14 protein-coding genes and 2 tRNA genes are annotated in these 16,335 nt (G+C 63.7%); 3 read left to right on the top strand and 13 right to left on the bottom strand.

The features are described 5' to 3' along the window. Positions 1–54: 54 nt before the first annotated feature. The 4 genes from M8J71_RS12515 to M8J71_RS12500 form a co-directional block, all read right to left on the bottom strand. Entirely contained in the window at positions 55–1,734 is a 1,680-nt protein-coding gene (locus M8J71_RS12515; RefSeq protein ID WP_256248220.1) for a glycoside hydrolase family 13 protein, read from the bottom strand. 93 nt (positions 1,735–1,827) lie between these two features. Further along, complete coding sequence (locus M8J71_RS12510; RefSeq protein WP_205484193.1) at positions 1,828–2,739, bottom strand: carbohydrate ABC transporter permease; 912 nt, start codon at positions 2,737–2,739, stop codon at positions 1,828–1,830. Further along, complete coding sequence (locus M8J71_RS12505; protein WP_256248219.1) at positions 2,739–3,650, bottom strand: carbohydrate ABC transporter permease; 912 nt, start codon at positions 3,648–3,650, stop codon at positions 2,739–2,741. Before M8J71_RS12505 ends, M8J71_RS12510 begins: the two co-directional genes overlap by 1 nt. A gap of 22 nt (positions 3,651–3,672) precedes the next feature. Further along, positions 3,673–4,914 carry an ABC transporter substrate-binding protein gene (locus tag M8J71_RS12500; RefSeq protein WP_256248218.1) on the bottom strand — a complete coding sequence of 414 codons (1,242 nt, stop codon included), beginning with the start codon at positions 4,912–4,914 and terminating at the stop codon, positions 3,673–3,675. 256 nt (positions 4,915–5,170) lie between these two features. Between M8J71_RS12500 and M8J71_RS12495 the strand changes: the two genes are divergently transcribed. Then, complete coding sequence (locus M8J71_RS12495; protein ID WP_256248988.1) at positions 5,171–6,397, top strand: ROK family protein; 1,227 nt, start codon at positions 5,171–5,173, stop codon at positions 6,395–6,397. 75 nt (positions 6,398–6,472) lie between these two features. On the opposite strand, the gene M8J71_RS12490 is transcribed toward M8J71_RS12495, so the two are convergent. The 9 genes from M8J71_RS12490 to M8J71_RS12450 all read right to left on the bottom strand — a co-directional run bounded on the left by M8J71_RS12490 (position 6,473) and on the right by M8J71_RS12450 (position 14,309). Beyond that, positions 6,473–7,132, bottom strand: coding sequence for an SDR family oxidoreductase (locus M8J71_RS12490; protein ID WP_256248217.1), 660 nt, complete (start codon positions 7,130–7,132; stop codon positions 6,473–6,475). Between the two features lie 63 nt (positions 7,133–7,195). Beyond that, positions 7,196–7,753 (bottom strand): dihydrofolate reductase family protein, encoded by a 558-nt coding sequence (locus tag M8J71_RS12485; protein WP_256248216.1) that lies wholly within the window; start codon positions 7,751–7,753, stop codon positions 7,196–7,198. 59 nt (positions 7,754–7,812) lie between these two features. Continuing rightward, positions 7,813–8,619, bottom strand: a complete 807-nt coding sequence (gene yidC, locus M8J71_RS12480) for a membrane protein insertase YidC (RefSeq protein WP_256248215.1) — start codon at positions 8,617–8,619, stop codon at positions 7,813–7,815. Between the two features lie 87 nt (positions 8,620–8,706). Then, on the bottom strand, positions 8,707–8,955 hold the full coding sequence (locus tag M8J71_RS12475) for a hypothetical protein (RefSeq protein WP_256248214.1): 249 nt from the start codon (positions 8,953–8,955) through the stop codon (positions 8,707–8,709). Between the two features lie 224 nt (positions 8,956–9,179). After that, a complete protein-coding gene (locus M8J71_RS12470; protein WP_256248213.1) occupies positions 9,180–10,286 on the bottom strand; it encodes a glycosyltransferase in 1,107 nt (368 codons plus the stop codon). Positions 10,287–10,497: 211 nt separating this feature from the next. Further along, positions 10,498–10,571 (bottom strand) — tRNA-Met (locus tag M8J71_RS12465). A 61-nt stretch (positions 10,572–10,632) separates the two neighbouring features. Then, positions 10,633–10,704, bottom strand: a tRNA-Thr gene (locus M8J71_RS12460). 415 nt (positions 10,705–11,119) lie between these two features. Next, positions 11,120–13,246 carry a DEAD/DEAH box helicase gene (locus M8J71_RS12455; protein ID WP_256248212.1) on the bottom strand — a complete coding sequence of 709 codons (2,127 nt, stop codon included), beginning with the start codon at positions 13,244–13,246 and terminating at the stop codon, positions 11,120–11,122. Between the two features lie 406 nt (positions 13,247–13,652). Continuing rightward, entirely contained in the window at positions 13,653–14,309 is a 657-nt protein-coding gene (locus tag M8J71_RS12450) for an MOSC domain-containing protein (protein WP_256248210.1), read from the bottom strand. A 168-nt stretch (positions 14,310–14,477) separates the two neighbouring features. Here M8J71_RS12450 and M8J71_RS12445 point away from each other — a divergent pair, with 168 nt between their 5' ends. Both M8J71_RS12445 and M8J71_RS12440 read left to right on the top strand, forming a co-directional pair. After that, positions 14,478–15,116, top strand: a complete 639-nt coding sequence (locus M8J71_RS12445) for a Tat pathway signal protein (protein ID WP_256248209.1) — start codon at positions 14,478–14,480, stop codon at positions 15,114–15,116. Positions 15,117–15,118: 2 nt separating this feature from the next. Then, positions 15,119–16,330 carry a glutathionylspermidine synthase family protein gene (locus M8J71_RS12440; protein ID WP_256248208.1) on the top strand — a complete coding sequence of 404 codons (1,212 nt, stop codon included), beginning with the start codon at positions 15,119–15,121 and terminating at the stop codon, positions 16,328–16,330. Positions 16,331–16,335: the final 5 nt, after the last annotated feature.

Raw genomic sequence — 16,335 nt, 5'->3', positions numbered from 1 at the left:
GCAAGGCGGCGAACGTCAACAGCCAACGCCGCCTTGCCTGCGCTGGGCGTAGCCCTAAGCCCTGAGCCAGGCGGTTGCCTCGCCCGGGAGTTTGCCGCTTTCGATCCCGGTGCTGGAGATCAGGACCTTGCCTTCGGGAAGTTCGATTGCGGCGGTACCGAAGTTCGCAATGACGTGCCAGCCTCCCGGGCGCACAAAGTGCAGCACCTGATCGTTCCCGTCCTGTTTCCATTCCAGGGTCTCGGCGCCCTGAAGTTCGTGCCGCAGTGCCAAGGCTTTGCGGTAGAAGTTCAGGGTTGAGGCGTTGTCCGCTTCCTGGGTGCTGGCTGCATATTCCGCGAACCAGTCCGGCTGGGGCAGATGGGCGCCGTTGGCACCGAACCCGAAGGAAGGTCCGGAGGGTTCCCAGGGCAGGGGAACGCGGCAGCCGTCCCGGCCCAGGCCGTCGTACTCCGCGCCCCGGAAGAACGACGGGTCCTGGCGCTGGTCAGCGGGGATGTCCGCCACCTCGTGCAGGCCCAGTTCCTCGCCCTGATAGAGATACGCGGAGCCGGGAAGGGCGAGCATCAGCAACGTGGCGGCCTTGGCGCGGCGGATGCCTCCTTCCACGTCCAGCGCTTCACGGGGACCTCCCGCTTTGACCCAGTCCACTCCCGGTTTCCCCGGCCGCCCGTTGAGCGGCTCGAGACCGTAACGCGTGGCGTGGCGCGTGACGTCATGGTTGGAAAATACCCAGGTGGTGGTGGAGCCGGTGAGGCGGGCCTGTTCGAGGTTGTCGGCGATGATGGCGCGGAATTGGGTGGCGTTGAAATCGGCCATAAGCAGGTCGAAACTGAAAGCCTGGCCCAGACCTTCAGGGGAGGCGTACTTGGCCCGCCGCGAGGCCGTCTCCACCCAGGCCTCCGCCACAGCAAAGCGCGGCGGGTCATATTCGTTGAATACCTTGCGCCATTCGGCATAGATCTCGTGGACTTCGTCGCGGTCCATGAGGGGGTGGGTCCCGGAGGTACGGTCCATGGCATCCAGTTCCTGCCTACTGGGCAGCTCGGAGCGGAGGTCCTTGACCAGAAGGTTGGCCACGTCCACGCGGAAGCCGTCCACGCCGCGGTCGGCCCAGAAGCGCAAGGTCTTGAGGAAGTCCTCACGGACCTCAGGGTTGTCCCAATTCCAATCCGGCTGCTCCGGGGTAAAGGTGTGCAGGTACCACTGCCCGTCGTCCACCTGGGTCCAGGCCGGCCCGCCGAAAGCGGCTGTCCAGTCCGACGGCGGCAGTTCGCCATTGCCGCCCTTGCCGTCCCGGAAATGGTACCGCTGGCGGGCCGGTGAACCCTTGGGCGCAGCCAAGGCTTCCCGGAACCAGGCGTGCCGGTTGGAGGAGTGGTTCGGGACAATGTCCACGATCACTTTGATGCCCCCGGCATGCAGAGCCGCGGTCATCTTGTCGAAATCCGCCAGGCTGCCGATCCTGGGATCAACGTCACGGTAGTCATCAACGTCGTAGCCGCCGTCAGCCAGCGCGGAGGGGTAGAACGGACTAAGCCACACGGCGTCGATACCAAGGCTCTTCAAGTACGGCACCTTCCCGGTGATGCCGTTCAGGTCCCCGATCCCGTCCCCGTTCGAATCGGCGAAACTGCGCGGGTAGATCTGGTAAACCGCAGCCTGGCGCCACCAATTGCTGGCGGATGTGGACCAGGTGTCGGCATCGGGCGTCTGGCTCGAAAGAATGGACAAACGGTTTCCCCTTTCTGGGGCTGGATTTCTTGCGTGCATGCTGATTTGCTTTGCGTTTTTGCTCGCTGCGGGCTGGCCTGCCAGTGACAAGCCTCAGCCCTTGACGGCGCCCTGGGTAACGCCTGCCATAACCCACCGCTGGGTAAAGAGATATGCCACGATGGCCGGAGCCATGGCCATCAGGTAGGACGCAAAGGAAACGTGGTAGTTGTTGCTGAACTGGGTCTGGAACAGGTTCTGCCGCACTGGAAGGGTTTGCAGCGCCGGGTCGGAGATGATCAAGGAAGGCATCATGAAGTCATTCCAGGCGTAGAGGAAGGCGAAGATGCCCACCGTGGCGCTCATCGGCGCCAGCAGCGGAAAAATCAGTTTCCAGAACGTCTGCCAGGTGGTAGCGCCGTCAATGCGGGCGCTCTCCTCCAGTTCCATCGGGATCGAGCGCAGGAATGCCGTGAACAGCAGCACGCTGAAGCTCAACTGAAACATCGTGGCGAGGAGAATCACGCCCAGCGGATTGTCCAGGCCCAGGCGGCCGGTCAACTGGATTTGCGGCAGCGCGACGACCGGAAACGGGATGAACATCGCTGCGAGCAGGTAGTAAAAGGAGTACCGGAACAACTTGCGTTCCCAGTTGCGCACGATTGCGTACGAGGCGAACGCGGCCAGCACGATCGTCGCGGCCACGGTCCCTGCCGTCACCAGCAACGACATTGCGGCGCCGACGGGGAAGTTGGTCAAGGTCCACGCCTGGACGAAGCCGTCGATACTTAACGGCGCAGGGAATGAAAATGCGTTGCCGTCCACCGCCTGCCCCTGGGTTTTGAAGGCCATGGAGAGCGTCACGTACAGCGGAAGCAGTACAGTGACCGCACAGAGAACCAGGATGGTGGTAGCCGGCCAGTTCACCCGCTCGACCTTCAAACCTGCGCGTCGTCGTCCGGTTTCGGCAGGTGCTGGTTCTGTGCGGTAGATATCCCCGGCGGTGAGGGTGGATGGTGTGGTCATCAGAGTGTGTTCCGTCCGCGAGTCAGCGAAAGCTGCAGGAGAGATATGAGGACAGCGACGACGAAGAAGATGGTCGCGTTGGCCATCTGGTAGGCATAGTCGCCGCCATTGAAGCCAGCGATGACGGTCATCGCGATGCTTCGTGTTGAGGTGCCCGGGCCGCCGTTGGTGAGGCCGACGATGATGTCGTAGGCGTTGAGGAAGCCCTTGAATCCGAGAATGATGTTGATCACCACATAGCCGGCCACGAGCGGAGCGGTGATTTTCAGGAGCTGCTGGAACTTGCTCGCGCCATCGATGTCCGCGGCTTCATACACTTCCCCGGGGATCGAGACGAGTCCGGCGATATAGATCAGCAGCGCCCCGGGCACCGCCTGCCAGGCCGTAACCACCACGATGGCGACCCAGGCTAGGTCAGGGTTTGCCAGGAGGCTCGTCTCCAGCCAGGAAATGCCGGCTGCCGCACCTGCAGAGGGCAGCGAGTTCGAGAACAGGAAATTGAAAACATACGCAATGATGATGCCGGAGACCACCATGGGGATGACGAAGATGGTCCGCAGCGCGGTTTTCATGCGGATCTGCGACGTAAGCCCCACGGCGAGAAGGAAAGCGATGACGTTCACCACAAGCACGGTCACAATCGAGAATCCGAACGTGAACAGATAGCTCTGCAGAATGGCAGGATCGCTGAAAATTGCAATGTAGTTGGTCAGTCCGACGAACTCCCAGTCGCCAATTCCGATGGAGTTCGTGAAGCTGAAGAAGATGCCAACAAGGCCTGGAACCGTGATAGCCAGGGTAAAGAGGACGAGGCTTGGCAAGAGGAAAAGGTAGAAAATCGGTTCGACCCGCCGCTTTTTGCGGATTTCCGGGCGCTCCTGCCCAGGTCTTGTTGCTGTGGTGATGGACATGTATCTGGCTCCCTTGTGAGCGCTACTGGCGGAACGCCAGGCGCGCCCAGTCTGCGTCGAGTGTGCGGAAGGTGGCGGAAGGATCTGCGCCCAACACGAGCGCCTGGACGTGATTCATGATGGGGATGGTGCGTGGCACCAGCACCGACGGACCCTGATAGACCTGGCCCTTTTCGTAGTACTCCACCATCCCCTCGATCCGCGGGTCCGGAGCTCCGGCGGCATCAGTGGTGGGCGTGAAGCCCAGCTGTGACTTGTTGTACGCTTCGATAACTTCCGGCTGGTAGAGGTACTCGAGGAAGTCGCGCGCAGCGTCCTTGTGCTTGGATCCTTCGGGAATCCAGGCGGCGAGATCCACATTGACCCGGACGCGCAGGTCATCGGGATTCTCTGTCATCGGCAGCGGAAAGGTTCCGAGCTGGAGATCGGGAGCAGTCTTCGCGATCTCGCCGAAAGCCCACGGGCCCTGCAGATACATGGCTGCCTTACCTTGCGAAAACGCGAGGTTGCCGTCGCCATAGGCTCGGCTCGCGGCGTCTTTGTTGACATAGCTGCCCGCCAGTTCCAGCATTTTCGCGACGGGCTGTTGAAAGTCCTTTTCGAATGACGCCCGTGAACCCGGTCCGACCTCCGTGCCTGCTTCGGAAAGCTTTTGGAAGAAGTCGATCGTGTCGAGCTGGCCACCCACGGAGTAGTCAAACCAACCTTGGGCAACCGTCCAGTCGTCCTTCCACGTTGCGTAGAACGGCGTCACCCCGGCGGCTTTCAGGGCGTCACACGCTGCGATGAGTTCGCTCCAGGTCTTAGGCACATCGATGCCGTGGGCAGCGAAGATCTCCTTGTTGTAGATGACGGAGGACGCCATGATCGAATACGGCAGGGCGCTGGTCCGGCCTGGATACGAGCCGTACTGGTCCATCAGGGGTTGCAGGTCCTTCCGGATACGGGTTGAGGCCTGCGTTCCGGACAAGTCACTCAGCGCGCCGCGCTGCACGAACCTGGCGGTTTCCATGTTGTAGTTCGCGAGCGCGATATCCGGCGGATTGCCCCGGACGAAACTGGCTGAAACGACGTCAACCCCGGAGGTATCCAGAACGACTTCTGTGTTGTCCTGCGAAGCGTTGTAGTCGGCGACGAGTTTCGTCATGAAACCGATGGCCTCCCGCTTGCTGAACGTGAACCGGATGGTCTCCTTTCCGGAATCTCCAGCGCAGCCTGAGAGGAGGCCGGCGAGCAAAGCCAGACAGAGACCCAGCACTGCCATGCGTAGTGTGCGCGTCAAGTTCGAAGACACCCTCGTCCTTTCGTGGTGCGGCGACAGGGCCGCGGCTACGGCAGGAGTAGCTGATGCTCGCCCTGCCGGTTTTATGCAAGCTATAAATTTAGCTCCTATCGATAGTATGAAGTGCCGTGGGTCACAGCGTCAAGCGCATGCCACTTTGTTTCCCGGGCTATATTTATGGCCTAAATTTAGAAGGGCTGGTCAACGTCCCGTGGCAGCCCGGAAGAATGGGGAGCCCCTGATGAATGAGACTGCACCGTCGACACAGTTGCTGCGGAGGGTCAACGCCAGTGCTTTGCTTAAGGCAATGCGCGGGGCAGGCATCATGACGGGCACGGACCTTATGGCTGCCACTGGGCTTTCCCGGGCCACCGTTATCTCGATTTGTGATGAGCTCGTCCGGCTCGGATGGCTTGAGGAGCTGGAAAACCAACGGGGCGCCGAGGGTTATGTCAAAGGCAGGCCGGCGCGCAGATTCGTTTTCGACGATCGCGCGGCCAGCGTTCTGGGCATCGACATTGGTGCCAACAAGATCACCACCATCGTCGCCGACATGGCGGGAAAGGCCCTCTCCAGGGTCACGACACCCTTCCGCGCGCACAACCTGCCCGCCAACGAGCGTGCCGATGTACTGGACCGGATCGCCGCGGAGGCCTTGGAGAAGGCAGCCGTGTCCGCAGAGTCCGTTCTTGCCGTGTCCGTTGGGGTCGCCGCTCCGGTGAGTCGTAACGGCGAAGTCCTTACGGTTCAGGAATTCTGGAAGTCTTTTGATGTCCGCCGGCTTGTCTCTGAGCGGCATGGCTGGCACGTGCTGCTCGAGAACGACGCCAATCTTGCTGCCCTGGCCGAACGCTGGCAGGGGACGGCCCAAGGTGTTGACAACCTTATCGTCATGCTTGCCGGGGACCGGCTCGGCTCCGGCGTACTCGAATCCGGCCGCCTGCTCCACGGACAGCTCGGCGGCTTCGGCGAGCTGGGATATCTGGCTAATGTCGAAGGCGTCGGCGATACCATCGGCATCGCGCACTATGTAGCACTTTGGGGCCAGGAAGCGCTCGCCTCCAATGCAAAAACCCGGCTGCACGAGCTGTGCGGCAGCGCACCGGCCGGCCTCACGGCCGAGATGGTATTCGCTGCAGCCAGGGACGGCGACAATGCCGCGCAGGAAGTCCTCGACCGTGTTGCACACCGCATGGCACGCGTGATTGGTTCGCTGAGCACGTTGGTAAACCCTGAGCTCGTCGTCCTCGCAGGCGGTGTCGCAGCCTCTGCCCGCGCCCTCATCCCCGTCATCGAGGAGCAGCTGCCGAACTACACTTTCACTCCGCCCCGGGTGGAAGCTTCCTCCCTGGGGGATGGCATTGTGTCAATCGGTGCCATCCGCCTTGCCCTCGATTATGTCGAGGAGCACGCGCTCGACCTTTACCCCGCTTCGTTGCCGAAACCCGTGCACCCGGTTTCCTGACGCGGTTCACCTGGGAGGTGCCCAGCCCCGGATGATCCTGGGCACCAGAACCGGGGTTGTGATTCCTCCGGCAAATTACGCCGGTGATTCCAGCGCTGCGGCCACCGGAAGCGAACCGTCGCAGAATTCAATCGTCCGTCCCGCTGTCTCCGGCAGGTCCAGCACGGCTGCCGCCACGATGGCGGTGTTGCTGCGGGACGTGCCGCCGTCTCCCTCCCCCGGGTTGGGATCTACCTTGATCAAACCCGTGCCGGGCTTGTTGGTCAAGGTGCCCGGCCCCAGGATGGTCCACGAAAGGTCGGTGCCGCGAAGGTACTCGTCAGCGGCAGCCTTCGCCTCGGCGTAGGCAAAAAAGCCGTTGCTCTCCGGTACGCCGTGGTCCTTGCGGGCTCCCAGGTAGGACACCATCACGTACCGGTCCACTCCAGCCTGTACTGCGGCATCCATCGAACGGATAGCCGCGTCCCGGTCCACGGCGAATGTCCGGGCGGGGTTCCCGCCGCCCGCTCCTGCTGACCAGACGACAGCATCGTGGCCCTTCAGCGCCTCCGCGATGGCCGACGTCGTGGAATTCTCGATATCAAGGACCGACGGCGTTGCGCCCGTTTGAGCGACGTCCGCCGCGTGGTCCGGGTTGCGGATGAACGAGGTGACGTCGTGGCCCTCTTCCGTGAGCAGGGTGGACAGGTGCAGGGCCACTTTGCCGTGGCCGCCGATGATTGCGATTCGGGTCATTGCCCCATTCTGCTCCCCCATCCCGCAGACGCCACATCGCCGCGCGTTCGACCCCTGGCAGGATCAGGGGACAGTGCGGTAGCTGAGGTACACCACCCCGTTGCGGAACCTGCGCTCGTCCTGGAGTTCAAACCGCAGGTTCAGCCCGTCCGGCAGGAAGCGCAGGCCCCCTCCCACTGCCACCGGGTTGAGGAAGACCCGGCACTCGTCCACCAACCCCGCCCGGAGTGCGTTGGCTGCCAGGGTGGAGCCGCCAATGCCGATGCTGCCCCCGCTGCGCTCCTTCAGGTCCCGGATGGCATCGGGTTCAAAAGAGCGCAGGATTGTTGTCCTGGCAGCCAGCGGCGCGTCCAAAGTCGTGGAGAAGACCACCTTGTCTGCTGCCCGCCAGATGCGCCCGTAGTCCTGGATCACGGGCGGATCGTCACTTCCACCCAGGGTCTCCCAGACGGACAGGACCTCGTACATGCGCCGCCCCAAAAGGTACGTGCCGGCGTCGCGCTCCAAGTCATTGACGAAGGCATGGACTTCCTCGTCGGGGGCACTCCAGTCGAAGTTGCCGTGGCGGTCGGCGACGTAGCCGTCCAGGGATGCGATGCCCGTGTAGATAAGCTCAGCCATGGGCTCATTGTGCCTGCACTTCGGGCTTTGGGTAAGACCGCGTCCCCGTTCCTGCCGGACTATGCAGTTCCGGATGTCCGCCGCTCCCGGACGAAAAACTGCTGGGCCAAGGTCCAGGCGTTGGTGACCGTCCAATAGACCAGGACGCCGATGGGGAAGAAGACCCCTCCCAGCGCGAACACCACCGGCAATGTGTAGAGCACCATTTTTTGCTGCCGCATAAAGGGACTCCCGGTGTCCCCCGGCAACGGGTTCCGGGCGAGGATCAACTTTTGCGTGACAACCTGCGCGGCGGTCATGGCAAGGATCATCAGGATGGTCAAGACCATAACGGCTGTCTGGTTGCCGCTGCCGCCGTGCAGCACGGATGCCGTCAATGAGGCGCCGAAGATGCTGGACTGGTCGAACTGCACCACCTGGTGGTGGCTCATGGCGCCTGTTCCCTCACCCTGCGCTGCCCGGGTGCTGATGCCGGAGAGAACCTGGTACAGGGCAAAGAAGAACGGCACCTGGATCAGCATGGGCAGGCAGGCGGAGAAGGGGTTGGTCCCATGCTTTTTATACAAGGCCATCTGCTCCTGTGCCATTGACTGGCGGGAGGGCGGGTCTGTCCGGTCCTTGTATTTTTCCTGCAGCGTCTTCAGGTCCGGCTGCAGGAGCCGCATCCGGCGCTGGGCGTCGAGCTGCTTCAAAAACACGGGAATCAGGGCGGCCCGGATCAACAGAACCAGCCCGATGATGGACAGCGTCCACGTCCAGCCGCTGGCCGGGGGCATGCCGACGGCGCTCAGCCCTTGGTGTAAGCCGACCATAACGGCGGACACCAGCCATCTGAACGGGACCATGATCGCGTCAAAGAAGTCCATGCGTTTCCCCATCGGTGAGATGCGGCAAAGCTACGGGGAAACGGAGAGCTTGTCACGCACTATTGCTCAGGTCAATGGCGCGCATTCCTATCGGGCAGGCGCGCCGACCAGGACTTCATGGTAGTGCGCCGGCAAACGAACGATCTCGAGTTCCGACATATCGAGAAGGCGGCGGCTGCCGGTCAGAGTGTCCAGAATCCAGAGCAGTCCCTGGTCCAGCGCGACCTCTGTGACCGGACCGCGGTGCACCAGGGTGCTCCCGTAAAACGCTTCGATGGCGTCTCCTGCGGAGAGCTCATCACAAGAACCGCTAACAACCTGGTCATCGCTGTTCATGACCCGTCCTTTCCTTTGTTGAAGGGCTCCCCCTGGCCCCATTGTGTCGGCACAGGGTTGCTTCCGCGTGTACCTGGGATGATGTTTTGCCGACATTCTGGGGACGGCGCCACTTCGAGAAAACTGAAGCGGTTGCAGCAGAAGTACAAGCCCGGCAAGCGGGCAATCAGCCCATGGCATAGCGGCGTAGGACGAGAGGCAATGCCCGCTACCGGTATGCCGCTTCAGAAAGCCATGTCCGCCAGAACCCGCGCCCCCGTACCGGCACCGTTGGCCTCCCTGATCCGGCGGCCTACCTCCGATGCGGCAGTGCGGAAGATCGCCGAGTCAACCACAGTCCCTACAGCCCGGGCGATCTCCTCCGGGGACGACGACGCTTTGATCAGCAGCCCCGCTCCGGCGTCCTGCACTGCCTTGCCTACCATCCGCTGGTCCAGCAAAGGATGCATCGGTGCGATCACCAGCGGAAGCCCGTGGGCCAGCGCCAGCATGGTGGTGGCATGGCCGCCGTGGCCGATTACCGCGCTACACTCCGGCATCACGTCCCGGTGGGGAACATAGCCGTGCACAATCGTGTTTGGCGGCGCCGTCAAGCTCGCCGGATCAATGGCGGGACCGGTGGTTACCACCACATCGAGCGGCAGATCGGCCACCGCCTGCAGTGTCTTGTGAAGGAATGCCTCCTGCCCGGGGAACGCCATGGTGCTCAGGCTCACCAGCACGCGGGGCCTCAACCCGGGCGGGGCAGGAGTTGCCGGATGCTCCACGTCCACGACCGCACCGGTCCACACCATCTTGCTGTTGCCGTTCTTGCCGCCGGCCGGATCCAAGAGCGGATCGGAGCACACCAGGATCCGGCCGGCACGCTTCATAACGCGCCGCGGTCCGAGGCCGCGGGCTGCAAGCACGGCCGTAATGGGCGTCCGCCGGAACGGGCCGTCAAAAAATGCGTAGAAGGAATGGACCAGCACCACGGTGCGAAGCCGTGCCCGGGTGGCGGCGTCGATGGCACTGAGCAGCAGGCAGTCCAGGATGACCACGTCCGGCGGATCGTGCCGCGACTCCTCGACAACGTCCTGCGCGATGCCGGCATCGGTGAACACGGACACCATCATGGAGATCTGCTGCAGCGCGGACATATGGTCCGCCGGCATCGGGAACGGATGGTTATAAGGGTGGAATTCGACACCTGCGGCCTCTATGGGCCCCGCCTGCTGCGGCTCCCCCAGGAAGCGGACGCGGTGACCGCCCCGGACCAATTCACGGGCGATGCCGAGGGCCGGCGGCAGGTTCCCGCCAGCGTCGAGCGTCGCGAAGAGAAAATCCGTCACTGGAACCTCCCGGCGGTCACCTAAGCCGGCGGTGAACACCGGCGGGCAGAAGCGTAGTCCCGTTGCCGTGTCCCGAACAGAGGCCGATGAGACTCATCAGTACGGCTCGCTGAACGGTGCGGCCTGCCGCTAGGTCCGAGGCTCAAGCCGTTGCCGTCTCGAAAAACAGGAAAGCCCCCGGAATCTCGGGGGATTCCGGGGGCTTAGCCTGTAGCGGTGGGGAGGCTCGATCTCCCGACCTCACGATTATGAGTCGTGCGCTCTAACCAACTGAGCTACACCGCCACGAATGAGAAAAACCTGTGTCAAGCCGGTCAAAACCGCCTTGACACAGGCCCTCATTCAGAGCCCCCCACCGGAATCGATCCGGTGACCTCGTTCTTACCAAGAACGCGCTCTACCACTGAGCTAGGGGGGCAACGAGTAAATACTCTACCGGAAGATTCCATCACCAACAAATCGGCGTCCGGGCAGGTCAGCAGGGGCAAAAACCTTTGCCCAAACTGGGCTCGGACGGCCGGAAAATGGCGGAAAATCAAGGAAAACGGAGCCTTCTGACTCCTCAAGTGTTCCCGGCTTCTCGCCTTTCCCGAAGGACCAGGAACAAGGATGTGTTCATCCCCACACTCCCCCATGAGTTTTTGTCCAGCTATGCAGGCTTTGCCGCCGGCGAAGTCCGCACAGCTGGACAAAAACTCACAGGCGGGGGGCGGGCCGGAGGCATCGGACGGCGCTGTGCCGCCCTCCGCCGTCGTCGGCGAGGGGCCGTTAAATGCCGGTGGGCCGGCTCGAAAGCCGGCCCACCGGGGGAACGTGTCAGACGAACTGACGGTTTACCACTTGCCCTTGCGGTTGAAGTCGCGCTGTCCGCCCTCGTTGCCGTGGCGGGGCTTGCGGGAGCCGTCGCCGTGGCCGGCGAAGCGGGAATCGCTGGCCTGGCCGCGGGTGGCACCGCTGTCAGCGCTGAAGGAACGCTCGCTGTACGAGCGGCCGCCGCGGTCCGCGGAGCTGCGCTCGCCGTCGTTCTTCCGGAACTCCTTCTTGAACCCGCCGTTGCCCTTGAAGTTGCCGCCACGGTCGCCGCCGCGGTTGCCCTGGTAGGCGCCACGCTCGCCGGAGGGCTTGCGGCCGTTGTCCAGCTCGAGGTGGATCAGCTCACCGCCGATCCGGGTGCGGGACAGGGCACGCAGCTGCTCTGGGCTGAGGTCCGCCGGCAGCTCCACGAGGGAGTGGTCCGAGCGGATGTCGATGCCGCCGATCTGGGCCGAGGAGATGCCGCCCTCGTTGGCGATGGCGCCCACGATGGAGCCGGGCATAACGCGCTGGCGGCGTCCCACGGCGATCCGGTACGTGGCATTGCCCTCGGTGAGCGTGCGGGTCGGCCCGCGGGAGCCGAAGCCGTCCTTGGAGCGCTCGCGCTTCTGGAACTCGGGAGCTGCAGGCAGTTCCTTAACCAGCAGCGGCTGGCCGCCCTGCGCCATAACGGCGAGGGCTGCTGCGATCTCCGAAGCCGGTACGTTGTGCTCTTCCTCGTAGGAGGCGATGAGGTCGCGGAACGCGGCGACGTCCTCGGACGCGAGGGTTTCCGTGATGCGCTCTGCGAACTTGCCCAGGCGGAGCGTGTTCACGGTTTCCGCGGTGGGCAGGTGCATCTGCTCCACCGGCTGGCGGGTTGCCTTCTCGATGGAGCGCAGCAGGTACTTCTCCCGCGGCGTCATAAAGAGGATGGCGTCGCCGGAGCGGCCCGCACGGCCGGTGCGGCCGATGCGGTGGACGTAGGACTCGGTGTCGTGCGGGATGTCGTAGTTGATGACGTGGCTGATGCGCTCCACGTCAAGGCCACGGGCGGCGACGTCGGTAGCAACGAGAATGTCGATGCGGCCTTCCTTCAGCGCGTCCACAGTGCGCTCACGCTGCTGCTGCGGAATGTCGCCGTTGATGGCGGCAGCCTGGAAACCGCGGGACTTCAGCTTGTCAGCCAGGTCCTCGGTAGCCATCTTGGTGCGCACGAAGGCGATAACGCCGTCGAACTCTTCCACCTCGAGGATGCGGGTCATCGCATCGAGCTTGTGCGGGCCCATGACCTGCAGGTACCGCTGGCGCGTATTGGCGCCGGTGGTGGTCTTGGATTTGACCGAGATCTCGGCCGGGTTGTTCAGGTACTGCTTGGACATCCGGCGGATCTGGCTCGGCATGGTGGCCGAGAACAGAGCCACCTGGCGGTCCGACGGCGTCTGCTGGAAGATCTGCTCAACGTCTTCAGCGAAGCCCATGCGCAGCATCTCGTCAGCCTCGTCCAGCACCAGGTACTGGAGTTCGGACAGGTCCAGGGATCCCTTGGAGATATGGTCGATCACGCGGCCGGGGGTACCCACAACAACCTGGGCACCGCGGCGCAGGCCTGCGAGCTGCGGGCCGTAGGCGGAGCCGCCGTACACGGGCAGGACGGTGAAGTCGTCAATGTGCTTGGCGTAGGAGGTGAAGGCCTCCGCCACCTGGAGCGCGAGCTCGCGGGTGGGAGCCAGCACCAGGGCCTGGGTCTTGCGGGACGGGCCGTTGAGGTCATGGAGTTCGGCCAGGCGGGACAGTGCCGGTACTGCGAATGCTGCAGTCTTACCGGTGCCGGTCTGGGCGAGGCCAACAACGTCGCGGCCTTCCAGCAGCAGCGGGATGGTTGCTGCCTGGATTGGGGACGGCTTTTCGTAGCCCACGTCCTGCAGGGCGGCGAGCACGCGGCCGTCGATGCCGAGGTCGGCGAACTTGATGCCTTCTTCTTCCTCAGCGTTGGCTGCAGGAGCTTGCTCAGCGTTTGCTGCCCGGGCGGCCGGCGCTTCGACGGAAGCTTCAGCGGCGGGGGCGGAGGCGGGCTCTGCTGCGGGGACAGCGGCCTCGGTGAATTCGACGGCGGCGGTTTCGGCGGTTGCCGCTTCGAAGGTGGCGTCGTTTTGATTTTCGGGCATAGGGAAATATTCCTCATCCATAGGGGGCCAGGCGGCACTACCCGAGGTGAGCGGAGCCGCAGTACGTGTGCCGTGGGTGCCGGGCAAACGTTGACCGGCCGGTCACTTAGAAGTCCGGCGCTTTCGCAATCCCGTGGCAGGACTTCCCGCTGCATCTCTTGGCTGCTATCCCAGCAGTCTGTACAGCGTTTTCTTTAGCCGGCTCTCCCTATGAAAATGCCCGCATCGCATGTGCGGGCCCCAACACTTGCCAGTCCTGCCTCAAAAATTGGGCAGGAATAAGGGATTTCCGGAGTGGGGGATATTTCTAGTGTAGGGCACGCACCGGCCCCAGCGGTAATTGGAAGCACGACGGCGGCGGTGAGCTTGCCCACACGGCTCCCCTCCCAGCCACCCGGGTGGGCTGTTACCGGCCCAACTGCCGCTCCAGCGCCGCAAACTTCTGCTTGAACTCAGGCTGCTGCAGCCGGATCTCGCCGTCGGCGTCGGCGTCACGGAGTGCTTCCATCGACTCCAAATCAGGTTCACTGAACCACTTGCCCACGGTGACCCCGTGCCCGGGAACGTACGTCCGGTGGATATGGTCCCCTGCCCGGATGGTGCCAACGCGGATCACCCGGAGGTAGGCGCCCACCCGGCCCTCGCCGGTGAAGCGCTTGACGAACTGCGGCTCACCGAGGCGGCGCTGGAAGGTGGCGCAGGGTGTGCGCGGGGACGTAACCTCCACTTCCACGTCGAGGCCGATTTTCCAGCGTTCGCCGATCACCGCCCCCGTGGCGTCGAGCCCGGCCACGCGCAGGTTCTCGCCGAAAATTCCCGGCGGCAGGTCGCGTTGGAGTTCACCGGCCCAAAAGTCGGCGTCCGCCTGGGAGTAGGCGTAGATGGCCTGGTCCGGCCCGCCGTGGTGGACCCGGTTCGCCTGGATGTCGCCCTGCAGGCCCAGCTTGTGCACCTTCACCGGCCCTTCCACCGCACGCTTGTCAATGGCAGTCACACCCACGCTGGAGGCGTCCGGAACGAGCTGGTGTACGCGGCAGACGGCAAGCACAGAAGCGGTTTCCATGGGACCAGTGTAGGTTTCCGGCGCTCCCCGAGGCGGTTACCCCGCCATGGGGAGTTCTCCCGGCTTTCCTGCTCGCAGCAGCAGGCCGCAGGGACTACGCTGACTTAAGGATTGCAATTGGGGGTGCAGCGCTGTGCCCAATTCACGTGGACAACTGAGGGGGACGCCGTGGACCCGAACAAGGACCCGGAGCACGATCCAGCCAGGCGCGACGGCCAGCAGGCCGGCGCGGCGGACGGCTCCGGTGCTGCACCGGAGGGCACCCCGGCGCCGGACGCCCCCAAGCCTCCCCCGTGGCAAGTACCCAAACCGGAACTGCGCCCCGAACTCCTGAACGAACCAGTCACACCGGTGGACCCCTTTGCCCGCGACCGGGAGAAGCAGCAGGCCGAGGGTGCGGCACGGAAAAAGCGCTCCCAGCGCCGCACCGTAGTGGTGGGCCTGGGGGTGACCGCCCTGCTGGCCGGCACCATCACAGCAGTTGTGGCCAGCAACCAGGACGAGCCGGAATACGCGCAAGTGTGCTTCAACGACGACACCGGTGAGCGCGTCGAGGATACCAACTGCAACAGCTCCGCCGGCCGTGGCGGCGGTATCTACGCCTGGTACTTCTTCTCGCGCGGCGCCTTTGTCCCGGCAGTGGGACAGAACCGATCCACCGCCCCCAACTACACGCGGACGGTCCCCAGCGGCGCCAAAGCGTCCACCGGTTACAGCACCAAGGGCGGCACCGTCAGCCGGGGCGGCTTCGGCACCAGTGCAAAAAGCGGCACCAGTGGTGGCGGCGGCAAGGTTTCGGGGGGTTAGGCGTGAAGCGGTTGTTGTCTGAACCCAGGCCCGGGTGGAAGCAGAAGATTGAAGAACAGGGCCTGGTATTCTCCACCACCACCATGCCGGACGGCCGCAGGATCGAATACTGGAACGAGGCCGCCTACTACGAGTTCACCCTGGACGAGGTGGAGACCCTCGAGGCAACGGCCGAGGATATGCACAAGATGTGCCTGGAGGCCGCCCGATTCCTGGCCACCGGTGCCATGGGGGACATTGGCGTCGGCCCGCAGGCCCTCGAGCTGGCTGCGGATTCATTGCAGGCAGGCGATCTCGATGTTTACGGCCGGTTCGACTTCATCTACGACGGGCAGGGCGGCCCCGCCAAAATGCTCGAGTACAACGCGGACACCCCCACCGGCCTGATCGAGGCCGCCGTGGCCCAGTGGTTCTGGCTGCAGGACGTCTTTCCGGAGAAGGACCAATGGAACGGCATCCATGAAGCGCTGATCCGGCAATGGAAAAAGATGCAGTTCCGCACCGGCATGAGCACCCTGCACGTGGCGCACTCCGAGGTCGAGGAGTCCGGCGAGGACTGGATGACCGCGGCCTACATGCGGGACGTCGCCAGCCAGGCGGGATGGACCACCATCGGCATCAATATGTCCGATATCGGCTGGGACCCCAACCTGAACCGCTTTGTGGACCTGGACAACTTCATGATCAGCACCATGTTCAAGCTGTACCCGTGGGAGCTGATGATGAAGGAACCGTTCGGGCCCCGGCTGCTGGAACGCGCCCACAATCCCCGCTGGGTTGAACCCGCCTGGAAGATGCTGCTTTCCAACAAGGCGCTCCTCGCGGCCCTGTGGCACCTGTTCCCTGGGTATCCCAACCTGTTGCCGGCGTACCTGAACGAACCGGGGCCGCTTAAGGAATGGGTGGCCAAACCCCTGCACGGCCGCGAAGGCGACAACATCAAGATCCACGCCCAGGGCATCAGCCTGGAACAACCCGGCGGATACGGCCGTGAAGGCTGGTGCTACCAGCAGTACCAGCCGCTGCCGGATTTCGACGGCAACCATCCCGTCCTTGGCCTGTGGGTTGTGGACGGTGAGTCCGTGGGCTGCGGGATCCGCGAATCGGACGGCCCCATCACGGACTACTTCTGCAGGTTCGTGCCCAACACCATTGACGCTCCGGCCCCGCTCTCGGCCGCGGCCCACTCCAGCAAAGCAGGTATCGCACTATGAGCCCG

Origin of the sequence: Pseudarthrobacter sp. R1 (assembly GCF_024494415.1) — a bacterium.
GTDB lineage: Bacteria > Actinomycetota > Actinomycetes > Actinomycetales > Micrococcaceae > Arthrobacter.
This window is presented reverse-complemented; position numbering and strand designations above follow the sequence as displayed.